General features: G+C 48.4%; 12 protein-coding genes. 9 read left to right on the top strand and 3 right to left on the bottom strand.

Annotated elements, in window-relative coordinates; genetic code table 11:
* Positions 1-43: 43 nt before the first annotated feature.
* The 4 genes from ACFVQB_RS25715 (at position 44) to dnaI (ending at position 8,541) form a co-directional block, all read left to right on the top strand.
* Complete coding sequence (locus tag ACFVQB_RS25715; protein WP_379446783.1) at positions 44-1,363, top strand: glycoside hydrolase family 125 protein; 1,320 nt, start codon at positions 44-46, stop codon at positions 1,361-1,363.
* Positions 1,360-4,533, top strand: a complete 3,174-nt coding sequence (locus ACFVQB_RS25710) for a beta-galactosidase (protein WP_379446779.1) — start codon at positions 1,360-1,362, stop codon at positions 4,531-4,533. Before ACFVQB_RS25715 ends, ACFVQB_RS25710 begins: the two co-directional genes overlap by 4 nt.
* Positions 4,534-4,537: 4 nt before the next feature.
* Complete coding sequence (locus ACFVQB_RS25705) at positions 4,538-7,360, top strand: alpha-mannosidase (protein ID WP_379446775.1); 2,823 nt, start codon at positions 4,538-4,540, stop codon at positions 7,358-7,360.
* Between the two features lie 230 nt (positions 7,361-7,590).
* Positions 7,591-8,541, top strand: coding sequence for a primosomal protein DnaI (dnaI, locus tag ACFVQB_RS25700; protein WP_053783224.1), 951 nt, complete (start codon positions 7,591-7,593; stop codon positions 8,539-8,541).
* Between the two features lie 116 nt (positions 8,542-8,657).
* Here the strand turns inward: dnaI and ACFVQB_RS25695 are convergent, their stop codons facing one another.
* Positions 8,658-8,813, bottom strand: coding sequence for a YqzM family protein (locus tag ACFVQB_RS25695; protein WP_090810527.1), 156 nt, complete (start codon positions 8,811-8,813; stop codon positions 8,658-8,660).
* 263 nt (positions 8,814-9,076) lie between these two features.
* Between ACFVQB_RS25695 and trxA the strand changes: the two genes are divergently transcribed.
* A complete protein-coding gene (trxA, locus tag ACFVQB_RS25690; RefSeq protein WP_036605788.1) occupies positions 9,077-9,394 on the top strand; it encodes a thioredoxin in 318 nt (105 codons plus the stop codon).
* A 314-nt stretch (positions 9,395-9,708) separates the two neighbouring features.
* Complete coding sequence (uvrC, locus tag ACFVQB_RS25685; RefSeq protein WP_379446768.1) at positions 9,709-11,790, top strand: excinuclease ABC subunit UvrC; 2,082 nt, start codon at positions 9,709-9,711, stop codon at positions 11,788-11,790.
* On the opposite strand, the gene ACFVQB_RS25680 is transcribed toward uvrC, so the two are convergent.
* Positions 11,759-13,456, bottom strand: a complete 1,698-nt coding sequence (locus ACFVQB_RS25680; RefSeq protein ID WP_379446763.1) for a CPBP family intramembrane glutamic endopeptidase — start codon at positions 13,454-13,456, stop codon at positions 11,759-11,761. The two genes, uvrC and ACFVQB_RS25680, sit on opposite strands and share 32 nt — an antisense overlap.
* 474 nt (positions 13,457-13,930) lie before the next feature.
* Here ACFVQB_RS25680 and ACFVQB_RS25675 point away from each other — a divergent pair, with 474 nt between their 5' ends.
* Positions 13,931-15,265 (top strand): TrkH family potassium uptake protein, encoded by a 1,335-nt coding sequence (locus ACFVQB_RS25675; RefSeq protein WP_379446878.1) that lies wholly within the window; start codon positions 13,931-13,933, stop codon positions 15,263-15,265.
* A 17-nt stretch (positions 15,266-15,282) separates the two neighbouring features.
* Positions 15,283-15,954, top strand: coding sequence for a potassium channel family protein (locus ACFVQB_RS25670; protein ID WP_076290888.1), 672 nt, complete (start codon positions 15,283-15,285; stop codon positions 15,952-15,954).
* 55 nt (positions 15,955-16,009) lie between these two features.
* On the opposite strand, the gene ACFVQB_RS25665 is transcribed toward ACFVQB_RS25670, so the two are convergent.
* On the bottom strand, positions 16,010-16,933 hold the full coding sequence (locus tag ACFVQB_RS25665; RefSeq protein WP_090904496.1) for a LysR family transcriptional regulator: 924 nt from the start codon (positions 16,931-16,933) through the stop codon (positions 16,010-16,012).
* A gap of 304 nt (positions 16,934-17,237) precedes the next feature.
* Between ACFVQB_RS25665 and ACFVQB_RS25660 the strand changes: the two genes are divergently transcribed.
* Positions 17,238-17,906 carry a succinate dehydrogenase cytochrome b558 subunit gene (locus tag ACFVQB_RS25660; RefSeq protein WP_076290972.1) on the top strand — a complete coding sequence of 223 codons (669 nt, stop codon included), beginning with the start codon at positions 17,238-17,240 and terminating at the stop codon, positions 17,904-17,906.
* The last annotated feature ends 2 nt before the right edge of the window (positions 17,907-17,908 follow it).

Here is a 17,908-nt window from a genome sequence, read left to right as displayed (position 1 = left end):
TTATGGCTACACCATTCAATTTGTTTAAGGAGCGCACTCATTCATGGAACAATTCAGACTACCCAAAATACCAATGCCACCTGTTGCATTGCCACAAGCTGTTCAGGCTGTAATGGAAGAAGTGGAGCAGAAGCTGGCGCATCGACCGAAGCTGCTTCAGCTATTTAAGAACTGTTTTCCCAATACGATTGAAACAACAACGAAATTAATGGATGACGGCACGACCTTTGTCATCACTGGCGATATTCCAGCTTCCTGGCTGCGTGATTCCGTGGAGCAAGTGGTGCATTATATTCCCTTTGCCAAGGAAGATCAGGACCTGCAACGCATTATCGGCGGCCTGATTAAGCGCCACATCCAGTACGTTCATATTGATCCGTACGCGAATGCCTTCAATGAGACAGCCAATGACTGGCACTGGAACACCACCGACGTAACCGAGATGTCACCTTGGGTGTGGGAGCGCAAATTCGAGATTGATTCCTTGTGCTTTGTCGTGCGTCTCGCTTATTTATATTGGAAAGAAACCGAACTGACGGATATTTTCGATTCCAGCTTCAAAGCCGCCATGCGCAAAATCGTGGATTTGTTCCGGGTGGAGCAGCATCACATGGAGAAATCACCATACAGCTTTACCCGCAATAACGGCATTGCTACGGATTCAATCCGTAATAACGGACGAGGCATGCCCGTCAATTACACAGGCATGATCTGGTCCGGTTTCCGTTCCAGTGATGATGCGTGCGATTTCCATTACAACATTCCAGGCAATATGTTTGCCGTCGTTGCCCTGCGTCAGATGCAGGAGTTCGCGGAGTGGGTATTCCGGGACATGGAGTTCCTGCAGGAGCTTAAGGATCTGGAGGCGGAAGTAGATCATGGTATTCAGCTGTACGGTATTTACCGTCATCCTGAATTCGGTCCGATCTATGCTTATGAGACGGATGGTTTCGGCAACTACTGCTTGATGGATGATGCAGGTACACCGGGACTGATGTCCATTCCTTATCTTGGTTACGTCACGGCGGATGATCCGATCTATCAGAATACGAGACGTTTTGCGCTCAGCAAAGAGAATCCGTTCTACTATGAAGGCAAAGTTGCCAAAGGAATCGGCAGCCCGCATACACCGCCGGATTACATCTGGCATATGGGTCTGTCCATGCAAGGATTGACGGCACAGTCTGCTGAAGAGAAGCTAGAAATCATTCGGATGCTGGAAGCAACGGATGCAGATACAGGATATATGCATGAAGGTTTCCATGCCGATGATCCGACGATTTTTACGAGAAAATGGTTTGCTTGGTCCAACAGTTTGTTCTCCCAGTTGGTCTATAAATCCATGAAGGATGGTTTGCTATGAGTAGCGCACAGGTGAAGAGAACCAGGCTGATTATTTTCTCTGATCCAGCGTTTCCGGTGGAAGGCACTTTGCCAACGCAAGGTGCTCTTGATGCATGGAAAGCATCGGAAGAGATCATCGTTGTGGGCGCGGGTGAATTGGCTTCGGCTTTGAGCACAACGGCAGGTGACGGATGTTTCGTGAACTTACATGCGCCTTATTTTCCAAAATCCGCTTGGACCGAAATTGCAGCTTTTCTTCATCAGGGCGGAAGCCTGATCAGCGTCGGGGGTGCACCTTTCAAATGTCCTGTTCGTCATGAGAATGGGGCATGGGTTTCCGAGTCGGAACAAACGGCGTATCACCAGGAACTTTACATTCATGAGGCATTAAAAGTATCCGCAGCCAAAGTGGATTCACTAATTTCATCAGAAGATATTCCACTTCTTGCAGGCAAGGAGGGAATGTTTGAGAGTGCGGATACGTGGAATCTGGTACCCCATACAACCAAAACAAGTGATTTGCCACACCAGATGGGTTCTTCAGGTCCGATGAGCACGCAGATTTCTCCGCTGCTCCGAGGTCGCACCAAGGATGGTCGTAACATCGCTGCCCCAATCGTATTGTGGGAAAACTCCCGCAGTACGTTTGCCGGTTCACGCTGGCTGTTTGTGCATCTGCCTCTGACAGCTACCTTCTGGGAACAGAACGGAGCAGCTGAAATGGTGAATTGGGCGCGGTATTGCGCCAAAGGTGTGACCGAGCTATCTCTGAAGCCGAACTATGCTTCGTATGAACCGGGTGAACGAGCTTCACTGATCCTCCAAACCCAAATTCTACAGCGTGCAGGCAGCAGAAGAAGTGAGCCTGAGGTGTGGACGTTTGATTTGACGGTTGAACGGGAGAATCGCACCAACGGCACGGTAGAGAAGGTATGGAATCATCACCTGGAGATGGAAATTTCCAGCGAGCAGCGTTTTGAACGCCTACTTCTTCCGGTTCCAATCGAGAGCGGGCTGTACCGAATTGTGAGTCGTGTGCAGGCACCTGATGGAGAAGTTCGTATCCTGCGACAAGGTTTCTGGGGGCAGGACGCAGCCTTGTTGGCAGAAGGTGAAGTCATTACACGCAGCAGAGATTATTTTATCAAAGACGGTCGTCCGCTGCCTGTTGTTGGTATGACCTACATGACCTCAGACGTGGCACGGAAATTCCTGTTCCTTCCCAATGCGGATGTATGGGATCGGGATATGGCACAGATGGCGAAAGCCGGTATTAACTGGATTCGGACCGGAATCTGGACTGCCTATCGCAACATGATGCAGGTGGATGGTCACATGTCCGAGGATGTACTGCGCGCCATTGATGCGTTCCTGTTAACGGCAAAACGGCATGGCCTTCAAGTAACATTCACCTTTTTCTCCTTTACACCTGAGACGTGGGAAGGAACGAATCCATATTTGGACCCGCAGAGCGTAGATGCACAGAAACGATTCATTCGCAGCATTGTTAGTCGTCACAGACATTCCACACATGTGGACTGGGACTTGATTAATGAACCGTCGATGTTTGATCCTGTGCGCATATTCTCCGATGGGCCACGTTCGGCACGAGATTCATATGAGCAGCAGGCGTTTATCGAGTGGCTTCAGCAGCGGCATCAGACGATTGAAGCGTTGCAGGAGGCATGGAACATGTCACCTAAACAGCTCCCGAACTTTACCGCAGCAGTCATTCCTGAACCGGAAGAGATCAATTTCGATGTACAGGACATGCACAAGGCTAAAAAAGGAACACGCTGGCTCGATTATTGTCTCTTTTCCATGGAGATGCATAATGTTTGGGCGAGAGAGCTTGTAGGCACGATCAAGGATCTCGTTCCCCATCATCTGGTTACCGTGGGGCAGGATGAAGCTCTCGGAGCACAGCGGCCTTCACCGTTCTTCTATGAGCGGGAAGTGGATTATACAACCGTGCATTCCTGGTGGCTCAACGATGACCTGATCTGGGATGGCATTTTCGCCAAAACACCACATAAACCAAATCTCATTCAGGAGACAGGCATCATGTATGTGGAAACTCCGGATGGCCGTGCTAAACGCACAGAGGAAGAGCTTCACAGCATTCTGGAGCGCAAATACGCGTATGCCTTCTCAACAGGCGGTGCCGGAGCCGTGCAATGGATCTGGAATACCAACTTCTATATGGATAATGCCAATGAATCTCATATCGGAGCGCTACGAGCGGACGGTACGGAAAAACCTGAGGCCGATGTGTCTTACGATTTTGGCCGATTCATGGAGCAGATCCGAGACCTGTTTACCGATCGCGAGCTGGAGGAAATTGCGGTGGTCTTCCCGTATTCCAACGATTTCTCGAACCGTTCCCTGGCTTACGACGCAACGACAAAATTAACCCGTGTGATGGCCTATGAGCTGAATCAGCCATTCCGGGCTGTATCCGAGTATCATCTGGAAGCGTTGAAGCAGCAACCACCGAAGCTGATCATGGTTCCGAGTCCGCATAACATAGATAGCGATGCCTTAAGCGAGCTGCTGAACTTCGCGGAAAATGAAGGAGCTACACTGCTTATTACCGGGCCGCTTGGGTTGGATGCTTATTGGAAGAGAAGTGATCGGGCAGATCATCTTGTCGGCCAGCGCAGTCTGGGCAACGTACAGCGAGAAGAAATGCTGAATATTAACGGGATGAATCACCGCGTCACGTATGGTCGTCGCCGAATTGCCGAGGTGGCGAAGGAAACGCTGCTTCATGCGAAGAATCATACACCTGATGAAGTAGTCGTACTGCCATTAGGCAAAGGCAAGTTGATCTGGAGCCCGCTGCCGCTGGAGCTGAACGGTAGAGATGAACCGCTGGCTGACCTGTATCGATATGCGTCAGAAGTGGCTGGCATTGAGAATGAACTGGAATGGATATCTGGCGGTGATCTGGCAGGGATTTATGGCCGGAAGCTGAGCTTCCCGAAAGGGAATCTGTACGTATTTGTATCAGAGTTCGCTTTGGATCATGAGGTGAAAGTCAGAGATACGCGTACAGGAGTCCTCTATACGTTCCTGTTGGAGAAGAATCGCTCCGTGCTGTTTGCCACAGATGCTGCCGGACAACTGCAAGCCGTATATCGTCCGGATGAAGTAGAGATTGTACAACAAAAGGTAGAGGGGGAATAATACAATGACTAAACCGACAAACAAATCGAAGAGAGCGCATATTATTTCTCACACGCACTGGGATCGGGAATGGTATCTGCCGTATGAGAAGCATCATATGCGATTGGTTCAACTGGTGGATGCTTTGCTGGATCAGCTCGATCAAGGACCGGATTTTAAAAGCTTTTACCTGGACGGCCAGACGATCATCATCGAAGACTATCTTCAGGTTAGACCTGAGCAGAAGGAACGGCTGGAGAAGCATATTCGTGATGGCCGTATTGTCATTGGGCCTTGGTATATTTTGCAGGATGCCTTCCTGACCAGTGGTGAAGCGAATGTACGTAATATGCAGGTCGGACATCGGGATGCCAAACGATACGGAACACCTTCAAAGATCGGATACTTCCCAGATACGTTCGGACTTGTGGGACAGACACCGCAGCTTATGCTGCAATCGGGTATCGATAATGTCTTTTTCGGGCGAGGTGTGAAGCCAACGGGCTTCAACAACACGGTGTCTGACGCTGGATACGAATCCAGTTTCTCAGAGCTGATGTGGGAAGGCCCGGATGGATCGAAGGTGCTGGGTGTTCTATTTGCCAACTGGTACTCCAACGGGAATGAGGTTCCGGTGGACGAAGCTTCGGCCCGCAAGTTCTGGGAAACCAAGCTGGCGGACGCGGAGAAGTATGCATCGACAAATGAATTGCTGTACATGAACGGATGCGATCACCAGCCGATTCAGAAGGATCTGCCTGAAGCCATCCGTATGGCTGAACAGTTGTATCCCGATATCGAGTTTGTGCACTCCAACTTCCCGGACTATCTGTCAGCGTTGAAAGAATCTGCGGTTCAGGAGCTGTCTGTTGTAAAAGGAGAGCTGCGCAGTCAGCGTACTGATGGCTGGGGCACTCTGGTGAACACAGCTTCGGCACGCGTTTATCTGAAACAGATGAACCAACTGGGCCAAGCCATGTTGGAAAAGGTGGCTGAGCCACTGGCTTCGTTCGCGCATCTGCTAGGTCATCCATATCCGCATGATCAGTTTACCTATGCCTGGAAAACATTGATGCAGAATCATCCGCATGACAGCATCTGTGGCTGTAGCGTAGACGAGGTACATCGTGAGATGGTCACACGGTTTGATAAGAGCCGTCATGTCGCTGAGGCCCTGATTGAGGATAGCACCAGCCAAATCGCCGCAGCCGTCGATACTTCAACCTTTGAACGATATGGTGAAGAAGCGCGGCCTGTGGTTGTGTTTAACACATCGGGATGGGAGCGCAGCGGTGTGGTTCAGATGGAACTGGATGCGGCCCGTTTGTACTTCCGCGAAGGTTTCTCATTGGAAGAGATGGCAACCAAAATGAACGCTATCGACCTGTCAGGTCATATATTGGTGGATGAAGAAGGCAAGCCAGTTCCGTGTACGATAGAGGATCTGGGTCTGCAATTCGGCTATGATCTGCCGGATGATCGATTCCGTCAGCCATATAGCTGCCGTCGGGTCAGCATTACGTTTGAAGCAGAGAGCGTGCCTGCACTTGGCCTGAAGACGTATGCTTTGGTTCGCATGGACAGCAATGCTGCAAGTGATTCAAATGCTGTTGCTGGGGAGTCTGTGGATACCCATGCGCCTTCGAATACACTGCTGCGTGGTGAACGTGGCATGGAAAATGAATATTTTATCGTAAATATTGCAGACAACGGGTCTTTTGCACTCACGGATAAACGGACAGGCCGGACGTATAAGGATCTTGGCGTGTATGAAAATGTCGGTGATATCGGCAATGAGTACATGTTCAAGCAGCCGGAGAATGAAGTGGCATTGACTACGAAGGATCTTCAGGCAGAAATTCGGGTCATCGAAGATGCGCCTTACAGAGCATCGTACGAAATTGTTCATCATTGGGAGATTCCTGAGTCCGCGGACGAAATGCTCGATCGTGAGCAGCGTGAACTTATCTATTACCCACATCGCAAAGCGCAACGTTCCAAACAAATGGTTACGCTCAAGATCCGAACCATTGTGTCGTTAAGCCGCAGTGGAAAAGGCATCAAGCTCGAAACAACCTTCAACAATCAGGCGAAGGATCATCGGGTGCGGGCACTCTTCCCAACAGATCTGACAGCGGCTGTTCATCACGTTGACTCGATGTTCGAAATTGCTACTCGCGATAATACGCCTGCACCGGAATGGCAGAATCCGAGCAACACCCAGCATCAGCAAAGTTTTGTTGATGTGAGCGAGGATCAGGCTGGATTGGTTGTAGCCAATCTGGGTCTGAATGAATATGAGGTTCTTAAGGATGGACGGAATACGATTGCCGTGACATTGCTTCGTGCGGTGGGAGAGCTTGGAGACTGGGGATTGTTCCCGACACCGGAAGCTCAGTGTCTCGGCGAGCATTCCTTCCAGCTGGAGATCATCCCTCATGATGGGAACGGAGCTACCTCCGGAGCGTACATTGAAGCTTACCAGTTCCAGATTCCATGGACTGTGACCCAGACGGACGTACACCCGGGTTTCCTGACGCCAAGCAACACACCGTTTGAGTGGCAAGGGGACGGTCTTGCGTTCTCTTCACTGAAGGTGAACGAGGATTCGGGTGATCTGATGTTACGTTGGTATAATATGAGATCCAATACGACTGAGTTGAAGTTTGCTGCTTCTGAGTCCATCCCACAAGCATTGGAAGATGCCTATCAGAGCAACATTCTGGAGGAAGAGACAGGCAAGCTGAATTCTTCTGTTATAAATGAATCTTCCACTACCTTGATCAGCAAGGAATGGGCTCTGCAGGCGGGACCTTGTGAGATTGTTACCGTGGGATTGCGTCGTTAATTTGGCAAGCGTGATTGGATCTATTTTTTGCGTACGGTGTACCTGAAGTTCTGCGTACTGTCATGGAATGGATAATGCTTTTTCCAGCTGAACATGTTGAGTTATTCCTCAAGTTTATATAGAATGAACAGTAGAATTACAAGCGATCGAAGGTTACCCTGCCATCATGATGGTCATCGTAAAATTCAATTGTTCATTCTATATTGAAACTATTAAGGGGGCTTGAAGCCATGGAATCCTTGGGAGGACTGCTTCAGCAGCTGAATCCTTCCTTTCGTGAACAGTCGCGGCGGATTGCGGCGGAATTGATGGAAGATCCGTACGTACGCGAATTCCGCGCAGGTCATCCTGAACTGAAAGATGCACAGCTTATTACTGATCTGAGCAAGCTGTATCAGTATGCCAAAGATTCGAAGAACTGTGCGAACTGTCCGGGGCTCGACAACTGTCCTAACGATTTCCAGGGTCACTTTTGCAAACTGGAAGTAGAGCATTTTAACGGTAAACCCGAAATTATAGATAAAAAAGCACCTTGTTCCAAACATATCGCCCGGCAAAATGAGCATGTCATCAAACAGAGAATCCGCAGTTTTTATGTGGACGAGCGTGCGCTCAATGCAGGATATAACGATGTGGAAATTATGGGCAAGGATCGGATGCGTGCTCCGGCGGTGAACCAGGTTCTGCGTTATATTAACGACACCAAGGAGAATGGATTGTCTCCGCAAGGACTGTTTTTGGAAGGATCATTCGGAACGGGCAAGACGTTTCTAATGTGTTATCTGCTGCATGAACTCGCGGTTGTGGGCCACACAGGTGTTATTATCTACATGCCTGATTTTGTGGAGGATCTGAAATCCATGATTAGTGAAGGAAACAAGCTGAAGGAAACGACGGATATTCTGAAAAGTTGTGATCTGCTCATCTTTGATGATATTGGGGCAGAGAATCTGAACCCATGGGTTCGGGATCATGTGATGGGTTCCATTCTGAACTATCGTATGAATCGCAAGCCTACATTTTATACGTCCAACTACAATTTGGATGGGCTGGAGAAACATCTTAGCTTCACCAGCAGGGACGGCGAGGAAATGAACAAAGGCCAGCGTTTGATGGACCGGATTCGTCCGTTTGTTGATGTCATCTCGGTTCGGGGTGAGAATCAGCGGGGCAAACGTTAATTTCTATTTATGTTACCGATCTGATCTATTTTTACTTATATAGTCCCAAAAAAAGCCTGGCTTTCGCATTGTCGCGAAAACCGGGCTTTTCTGGCCCTGCGTGCAGCCTGAAGATCCTATTCGGTGATAAATTTGAAAATAACCATTCCGAAAAAGATAACCGTCATCAGGCCGGCCATGCCAGCAACACCCGCTATCAGATCAAACAGATCGTTACGGGGTTCCTCGTTCACATGTTCACGCGGGTCGTTGATCCGCACATTTGCATCCATGGTATTGCCTCCTTATGGGGATAACAGCTTGCCCTTACAGGGAGCTGAAGCCCGGAGTAATTTTAGTATACTTGGAAAAGAAAGCGTTTGTAAAGATTTTGCAGCGAACCCGCAAGTTCTTCAATTGTGAAGATTTGATGTTGGGGAGATGAACATTGCAGCGTTCATTTCACAAGTTTAGATTACCTGTGTTATACTGGAAGTGTCGTTCACGACGTTACAGGTTAAAATAAACCGTAAGTATATATAAGGAGGACAATTTCATGGCTATTGTTAACGTATCCGATCAATCCTTCAACGCTGAAGTCGAAGGCGAAGGAACGGTTCTTGTTGATTTCTGGGCGCCTTGGTGCGGTCCTTGTAAAATGCTCGCTCCAATCCTGGAAGAGCTGTCCACCGAAGTTGGCGATGCAGTGAAAATTGCTAAAGTCAACGTGGACGAAAATCCGGAATCCGCTTCCCGCTTCGGCGTAATGAGCATTCCAACATTGATCTTCTTCAAAGATGGTCAACCGGTTGATAAAGTGGTTGGTCTGAACTCGAAAGATGCTCTCAAAGGAATTATCGAAAAACACCAATAATTGACCAAGATTTCAAATACGCCTCCGGTTATGCGCCGGGGGCGTTTTGCGTCGAAACCTTTTATATAGGACAATATAAAGTATACTAATTATAAGACGTTGGAAACTGAAATTTACATGGATAACGTAGAGGACAGAAATGACCTGTAGAAGCGCAGCGTTCGCCTTTATCCCCGGATTTATACCTTATAAAAAAAGAAATCAAAGAAATCTGGGGGTAACAGCGATCGGAAGGTCATTCTGTCATCGGAGTGCCTCATGTAAGGTGAAGCTATCAGCTTTCTCAGTAATCGGGAAGGAGGACCCACCGAATTATGGATGAATTCATTACAAACGTGCAGGAACAGGAGAAGGCACTGGAGCAGATCCGCCACAAGCTGGCTTTGCTGCCCGACATGTCCGGCTGTTACCTGATGAAAAACAGTGAAGGTACCATTATCTATGTAGGGAAAGCCAAAGTGCTGAAGAATCGCGTAAGATCATATTTTATCGGCAGTCATAATGGGAAGACACAGCGCCTGGTGTCGGAAATTCGTGATTTCGAATATATCGTTACCGGCAGCAATATGGAAGCACTTATTTTGGAGTGTAACCTGATCAAGAAACATATGCCGCGGTATAACGTGTTGCTCAAGGATGATAAGACATTTCCTTACCTTAAAATTACGAATGAAAAGCATCCCCGACTCGAAGTGACCCGGCGGGTGCTCAAAGATAAAGCCAAATACTTCGGACCTTATCCGAATTCATATGCGGCACACCAAACGAAAAAGCTGCTTGACCGGATGTATCCGTTACGCAAATGCGGCGTGATGCCGAAGGAAGTATGCCTGTATTATCATATGGGACAGTGCCTCGCTCCCTGTGTGCAAGAAGTGGGCAAGGAGCAGTATGATGAGATCTCCCAGGAGATCAGTTCTTTTCTGGGCGGAGGCCATGAGGAGATCAAGAAGGATTTGCAGCGCAAAATGCAGGAAGCGGCTGAGGATCTTTATTTTGAACGTGCCAAGGAACTTCGGGATCAGGTCATCGCCATTGATGCAATGATGGAAAAACAGAAAATTACGATGGCGGACGCCAGAGACCGCGATGTGTTTGGTTTTGCCATTGATAAAGGCTGGATGTGTGTCCAGATTCTATATATGCGTCAGGGGAAAATGATCGAACGCCACGTGTCGACGTTCCCGTTTTATGGTGAGGCATACAGTGATTTTATGTCTTACGTGACCCAGTACTACAGTGATAATCCAGCATTGCCGCAGGAGATCTTACTGCCGGAAATGCCAAAAGATTTGGGAGCTGGTGACGAGAGTGCGGATGATGTATCCGATGTTGATGGAACGGTACCTGCGGCCGTGACAGCCGAGTCAGAACACACAACGCACTTGGCGCAAGATTCTGGGATTGAGCTGCGTGTTGCCGAGTCCCGTGCATCTTATGGAGATATCCAACCAGAAGCAGAAGCGGAAGAAGCTGCGATGGTTATTCAGGACGACGCTGTTGCTCAGGAAGATGATAAACAGCCTCCAGGCCTTGAAGACCCTTCTCAGGTCGCAGCAGCATTGCAGGAATGGCTGGAAATTAAAGTCCACATTCCGCAGCGCGGGTTGAAACGGCAGATGATCACAATGGCTGTTGATAACGCGCGTGTAGCATTGGAGGAGAAATTCCGTCTGATCGAGCGCAACGAAGAGCGGACCTCGAAGGCTTCTGAAGGACTGGGACGCTTTATTGGTCTGGATCAGCTGCGCCGGATCGAAGCATTTGATAACTCAAACATCCAGGGTACGAACCCGGTATCTGCCATGATTGTATTTACCGATGGTAAACCGGATAAAAAAGAATACCGCAAATACAAGGTGCGTTCGGTTGAAGGACCGGATGATTATGAAACGATGCGAGAAGTCATCCGTCGCCGTTACGAACGGGTGTTGAAAGAAAACTTGACCCAACCTGACCTGATTGTTGTCGATGGAGGCAAAGGACAGATCTCGGCAGCCGTGGACATTTTGGAGAATGAATTGGGATTGTTTATTCCGGTATGTGGACTGGTGAAGGATGCGAAGCACAAGACCTCGCAATTGATGATCGGCAATCCGCCTGAAGTTATCTCCTTGCCGCGTGACAGTCAGGAATTCTACCTGTTGCAGCGGATTCAGGAAGAGGTCCACCGTTTTGCGATTTCGTTCCACCGCGAGCAACGTGGGAAATCGATGGTGACTTCCCGTCTGGATGCCATTCCGGGGATCGGAGAAAAGCGGCGCAAGCTGCTGCTGAAGCATTTTGGCTCTTTACGCAAAATAAAAGAGGCCAGCGTCGAAGACTTCCGGCCTCTATCTATTGGTGACAAGCTTGCGAATCAGATTATTGCAGCACTTCGTGATGAGGAGTCGTGACATACGGCTTCTCTTTTTGTTTTGGATTCATCTTGTAGATGACATAACCAACGATGGCCGGAAGCACGATCCAGAAGAGTCCGGCGGAAATGTTCAGCACATCACCCATGAAGATCAGGCTCAGGCCCATCAACAGGCTGTCAAAGATAACATGGGCGAATACAACGGCGATGAAGCCGTGACGCAGCATGATCAGACTGAACAAGAGTCCGATGACAGTAAGCTCTATTGGACGTGTGATGACCGGATAGATCGGGTACAGGGTGTGTCCCAGTGCCCAGATCAATGTTGGGATGAGGCAGGCGATGAACGTGTTTCGTACAACCTTCTGCATCATGCGAATCCCGAACAGACGATAGACCGTTTCCTCACCGATCCCGGCCATCCAGGCCATAATCGGGAAGATCCAGGCATAACTCATGTTGTATGTGGATTGGTCAGCCGATGTTGTCGACCAGCTCCCAATACTCCGCTCCAGAATAAAGAACAGTACGGATTGCACACCCAGCAGAATCAAAGCCCATAAGTAACCTGTATACATACTGTGCAGTACATATTTTCCGTATCCGGGTTCTTTGGCTCGAGGCCAGGGATTCAGACCGATTTTGCGCCACATGCCGTCACCGGCAACCAGTGACAGGTATATGGTTGCACTCATGACCAGCGTTATCCCCGCTTGCATCACCATCAGGAAGGTCAGCATAAAGTTAGACAGCCCCTGCGCCTGAAAGAGCGGAATCATGTTCACTGTGCCAATCACGGAAGCCGCAAAGTATACCAGAGACAGAACGATTCCGCGTTTGAATGACGTGTGTGCTCTCGTCAGAATACTGTAGATGATTGCGAGCACGCCAAGCACAAAGGTTAGGAAAGCATAACCGCCGTAAGTCATCCAGTTGGCTTGCCGGGTCTGATTTTTTACATAGTCGGTATGGGAGACAGGGACCGAGAAGACCGATTCGAAGGAGCGGACTGCTCCGTTTTCAAATGTAAAATTCAGTTCCAGCTTGGAATCTCCAATTTGCTTTTCATTATCCGTGTATTGCAGCCCCGCTTCTTCCTCACGGGTGTCCAGCTGAAGTTTCGGTAAATTATACCCGAATTTGCTTAGGACCCCAGCGGCAAGCTGCTCTTTCTCATTTAAGGAAAGGTTATCTTCGGCTAAACGTTGGGTAGCATTCACTTTACTTTTGTCCTGCTCAGCCTCAATGGATGCATACAGGGAAGAAGGAAGTTCACGCTTGAAACCGACAACTTTTCCTGTTCTCATATGTACGTCAACATTCAAATAACCGCCTTTGTCCTGATCGGGCAAACGAACGCGGTACACATCGTAAGGATAGGTTGTTTCCCATTTCTTGTTATAGGTTTCTAACTGTTTGGTTTTGGCCATATACCCATAGATATCGGAATGGGTTTGGTACGTCACCAGTTCGTTTCCGGTATCCGTTGGAAGGGTATAATCAGGTAGAGAAGCTGCAAAAGATCGTGCCGACTCCGCCGCTTTCTCCTTGCTTATGAAGGAAGTAGACTGGATATCAGTCGTTTGCGATGAGGTGGCAGGAAAGATTTGAAAAACGAAAAACAGAATCAGGCCAATCGCCGCAAGCAACCCTAAACGCTTGAAGTTAGCTTTGAGTACCAAAGGCTGCCCTAAGGGATTCATTTAATATTGTTCCTCCTTTATTAATATGGATATTAAAGTAAAGATAGCACAGCCCAAGCCCCGAATGCCAATGGCGAAACGAGAAGTCGTGCAAATGCATGAAAACGAATGAAAATGATCGAAACAATCTGATCTATCCGTCGCCATATCTGAGTTTTTCCCTTTTTGACGGAATTCGATGCTATTTACTCAAAAATCGTTTTGTATACAAACGTCGCAGCGCTTATAATTTTGAATCAAATGTCCAATATTCCGCATGTCTTTAGGCTAACAAGGGAACGAATAGAAAGTATAAAATGTATTCCGACCTAATGTATATGTGTTACAGCGAAAATCATACATGTTTACGCTTCGAAATGAGGTTTTCCAAATGCTTGGTTATTCCATCAAGTAATGTGAAAAGCGTTTCGGAGAAAGGCTCCACGTCGTGGGGTCATTTTCTTTTTGGCAGAGGTGGATGATACTCAAGTGAAAATGAATGTTCAATGGATGCGGCTATCACCACCCCGAATTCTGGTCCTAGGGTTCGCGGGTATTATATTGCTCGGGACACTTCTGTTGATGCTCCCGGCATCCAGTCGAGGCGGGGTCAGCCTTCCTTTTATTGATGCCCTCTTCACTGCGACGTCAGCGGTTTGTGTAACAGGTCTGGTGGTTGTGGACACAGGGACGCATTTCTCGGTGCTGGGACAGGTCGTAATCGCCATCCTGATCCAGATCGGCGGGCTTGGTTTCATGACGATGGCCACCCTGGTGGCGATTGCATTTAAAAGACGAATTTCCCTGCGCGAGCGATTGATCTTGCAGGAAGCCATGAATCAGAGCACGATGGAGGGCATTGTGCGACTCATTCGCAAGGTTGTGGTCTACTCACTTATATTGGAGGGGATCTGTGGCACGTTATTCGCCATTCGTTGGTCGTTCGATATGCCAATAGGGCAGGCCATCTATTATGGATATTGGCATGCCATCTCCATGTTCAACAATGCTGGTTTTGACATGTTCGGAGAATTCCGCAGCTTAACCGGGTATGTGTATGATCCGCTCGTGAATTTTACAGCCATGTTCCTGATTATTGCAGGTGGTATCGGTTTTGTTGTTCTGTCTGATCTGGTGGAGTATCGGAGGACGAAGAAGCTGTCGCTGCATTCCAAAGTGGTATTACTGACAACAGGATTGTTAATCATATTTGGAGCACTTGTTATTTTTGTGTTTGAATTCAGCAATCCTCGGACATTGGGTGGTCTGAATTGGGGTGGCAAAATTCTCGGTTCGTTCTTCCAGTCGGTTTCCCCAAGAACAGCAGGGGCGAATACGGTAGACATTGCTGGTCTGAGGCAGGCAACGCAATTTTTCATCATTATATTAATGTTTATTGGGGCTTCCCCCGGTTCTACCGGAGGCGGCATTAAAACAACCACATTCATGATAATGGCCGGAGCTGTCATTGCCATGATGCGGGGACGGGAAGATATCGTCTTTTTCAGATATCGGCTTCTACAGGAACGGATTTTCAAAGCACTGACGATTACACTTCTTGCACTGTTGTTCATTATTGCCGTTACGATGGTGCTTAGTACGACGGAAGACAGCAGTTTTTTAATGATATTATTTGAGACGACATCCGCCTTCGGTACTGTAGGTTTATCTATGGGACTTACACTGAAGCTGACCACGATCGGCAAGCTTTTGATCTGCTTCACCATGTTTGCAGGACGTCTTGGACCGATTACGCTCGCGTATGCACTCGGACAGAAAAAGGGGAAAGAGTTGTACAGGTATCCGGAAGGCAAAATGATTATTGGATAAGGGGTTCGAGAAGAACAATGAAAACACAGCAGTTTGCGGTAATTGGGCTTGGGCGCTTTGGCTCCAGTCTGGCACAGGAATTAATGGAGCTTGGGTATGAAGTGCTGGGGATCGATAAAAATGAAGAAGTCGTCGAAGACATGAGTGAATTGGTCACCCATGCCGTCGTCGCGGATTCCACTGATGAGGAAGTGCTGCGTTCCCTGGGCATCCGCAATTTTGACTGCTGTATCGTTGCCATCGGGGCTGATATCCAGACTAGCATTCTCACTGCTATTTTACTAAAAGAACTCGGTGTGAAAACGGTCGTAGCCAAGGCCATTTCGGTTCTTCATGGACGGGCACTGGACAAGCTGGGGATCGATCGTGTCGTTTATCCTGAGCGTGATATGGGAATCCGGGTTGCCCATCAGCTCGTCACCCCGAATCTGCTGGATTATATCGAATTGTCCGATGATTACAGTATTGTGGAGATGAAGGTTCCAGCCTGTCTGCATAATAAAACACTGTCCACTCTGAATGCACGAGTGCGCTTTGGTTGCAGCATTGTAGCCTTGCAAAAGGAGGCCGGGGTCATTATTGCCCCGACTGCCCTGGACTCGCTCCAGATGGGCGACATCATGGTGATTATCGGCATGAATGATGACATTGACCGTTTTGAGGAAGAAGTGATCAGCCAGGAGAGCTGATTCTTTAAACGGAAGGCTGAACGCCGAGCATTAGCTCGGCTGATTAATATGAATGCTAAGGCGTCGTAGTCCTCCGTGAGGGCAGCGGCGCCTTTGCTGTAAAGAGCGCAGCCGTTTCCCTTACCCACTGTCTGGAGGTCTGGCTGAGGTTTTCCTTTTCCCCATAGATCATGCAGGTTGTTCGCCGGGTCTGTTGCAGTTGTGGCAGATATACCGAGACGAGATCATTATCCGCAAGCAATTGTGGGCGGAGATATGACTTGGGCAGCAGGGCTGCGGCTTTGCAGGTGGGCAGAAGACGGACAATCGCTTCAAAGGAATCGATCTCCATGCGAATATCTGGCATCACGGCGCAGCGCTGGAACAGGTCATCGGTTAATTTGCGATACCAGGTTCCTTTGGAGAACGTAATCATCGGCAGATCTTGCAAATGTTCCATTCCGGCTTCTTTACCCGATAGGGGATGCGTTAAAGGCACAACCAGCTCCAGATGATCATCAAAGAGAGGCACACAGTTTAGCCCGGCTTCACTTATAGAAGAGGCAACGATGCCCACATCGGCTTTTTTATCCCGGACAAAAGAGACAATTTCATGCGTTTTCCCCGTCACCAGCTTGATTTCCGCGTTCGGATGTTTCTCCATAAACGCATTAACAAGCGGTGGCAATGTGGTTTGAAGCGTCGTTAGACTGGCTCCAAGCGTAATGGAGCTTTGTTCTTCGTCTTTGTACTGGGCCAGCATGGTCAGAAATTTTTGTTGTTGCTGTTTCTGCTCTACCGCGAAAGTGTAGGCGAACTGGCCTACGCTGGTTAATTCAAGTCGTTTACCACGGCGATGAAAGAGCGCCACGCCGAGTTCATCCTCCAATTTGGAAATTTTGCGTGACAGCGCGGGCTGTGACAGATTCAGCAATTTCGATGCACGGTTTAGACTGGACTGCTCTACAACGGCCGCAAAAGCATTTAATTCCTCGAACATGAGCACTAACCTCTTTTCTAATGAACGTACCTTGCGTGAGGCATCTCCTTGTCAAATATTTCTCCATGTTGTATGGCCTGCACGTCCGATGTTTATAACTTATACCTATAGGTTATAACATTTAATAATTATATTGCAATTCCCTTATAAGAAAAAAAGGAGTAACATGAATCGTGACACAAGTTGTTCACACCTGAAGAAAACGGAACAATTTGTCGAACCTTTCCTTGGGAAAGGTTTGTGTCATGATAAACGAATTTTATTTATGAAAACGTTGTATTTAGCGAAAGGGGATCGACATTTTATGAAAGGGTTTTACTCCAGAAAGCTGCACTCCTTGCTTGGCGTCATTCCGCTCAGTCTGTTTTTCATTGAGCATATGGTGACGAACTTCTCGGCAGTTGAAGGCGGCAAAGAAGGCTTTAACGATGCAGTTGCATTTCTGAATGGCCTGCCGCTCGTGATTGTACTTGAAACGCTTCTCATCTGGTTGCCGCTGTTCTATCACGGTGTATATGGTTTGTACATTGCCTATCAGGCCAAGCCTAACGTGGGACGTTTTGGCAATGAGCGCAACTGGCGCTATACATTGCAGCGCGTCAGCGGTGTCATTACGTTTGTGTTCGTCATCTGGCATATCTGGGAGACTCGTTTCCAGGTTGCGCTAGGGAATGTCACACACGAAGAGCTTGGCGGTGTCATACATGGCATCGTGATGAACCCGGTAACGTTTATTTTATATCTGATCAGTGTGGTTGCGGCATCCTATCACTTTGCCAACGGCTTGTGGTCGTTCCTGGTTAGCTGGGGAATTACCGTCGGTCCGCGTGCGCAGCGTGTATCTTCCTACATCTGCATGAGCTTGTTTGCTATTGTAGCTCTCATGTTTATTGCATCGCTGCTTGCTTTCCGGAGCATGGATTTCCAGGTAGCCACTTCGATGATTGACGCAGTTAAAACAGTTCTGATTTAAGC

Origin of the sequence: Paenibacillus sp. NPDC057886, assembly GCF_042796655.1 — a bacterium.
Classification (GTDB): Bacteria; Bacillota; Bacilli; order Paenibacillales; family Paenibacillaceae; genus Paenibacillus.
The sequence above is the reverse complement of the archived record's forward strand: the minus strand, read 5'-3'. Positions and strand labels throughout refer to the sequence as shown.

What these genes read in the sequence shown, in the direction of transcription:
- dnaI (WP_053783224.1), top strand. Translation starts at nt 7,591, where the DNA reads ATGGAATCCTTGGGAGGACTGCTTCAGCAGCTGAATCCTTCCTTTCGT.
- ACFVQB_RS25695 (WP_090810527.1), bottom strand. Translation starts at nt 8,813, where the DNA reads ATGGATGCAAATGTGCGGATCAACGACCCGCGTGAACATGTGAACGAG.
- ACFVQB_RS25705 (WP_379446775.1), top strand. Translation starts at nt 4,538, where the DNA reads ATGACTAAACCGACAAACAAATCGAAGAGAGCGCATATTATTTCTCAC.
- ACFVQB_RS25670 (WP_076290888.1), top strand. Translation starts at nt 15,283, where the DNA reads ATGAAAACACAGCAGTTTGCGGTAATTGGGCTTGGGCGCTTTGGCTCC.
- ACFVQB_RS25715 (WP_379446783.1), top strand. Translation starts at nt 44, where the DNA reads ATGGAACAATTCAGACTACCCAAAATACCAATGCCACCTGTTGCATTG.
- ACFVQB_RS25665 (WP_090904496.1), bottom strand. Translation starts at nt 16,933, where the DNA reads ATGTTCGAGGAATTAAATGCTTTTGCGGCCGTTGTAGAGCAGTCCAGT.
- ACFVQB_RS25675 (WP_379446878.1), top strand. Translation starts at nt 13,931, where the DNA reads ATGAATGTTCAATGGATGCGGCTATCACCACCCCGAATTCTGGTCCTA.
- uvrC (WP_379446768.1), top strand. Translation starts at nt 9,709, where the DNA reads ATGGATGAATTCATTACAAACGTGCAGGAACAGGAGAAGGCACTGGAG.
- ACFVQB_RS25660 (WP_076290972.1), top strand. Translation starts at nt 17,238, where the DNA reads ATGAAAGGGTTTTACTCCAGAAAGCTGCACTCCTTGCTTGGCGTCATT.
- ACFVQB_RS25680 (WP_379446763.1), bottom strand. Translation starts at nt 13,456, where the DNA reads ATGAATCCCTTAGGGCAGCCTTTGGTACTCAAAGCTAACTTCAAGCGT.
- trxA (WP_036605788.1), top strand. Translation starts at nt 9,077, where the DNA reads ATGGCTATTGTTAACGTATCCGATCAATCCTTCAACGCTGAAGTCGAA.
- ACFVQB_RS25710 (WP_379446779.1), top strand. Translation starts at nt 1,360, where the DNA reads ATGAGTAGCGCACAGGTGAAGAGAACCAGGCTGATTATTTTCTCTGAT.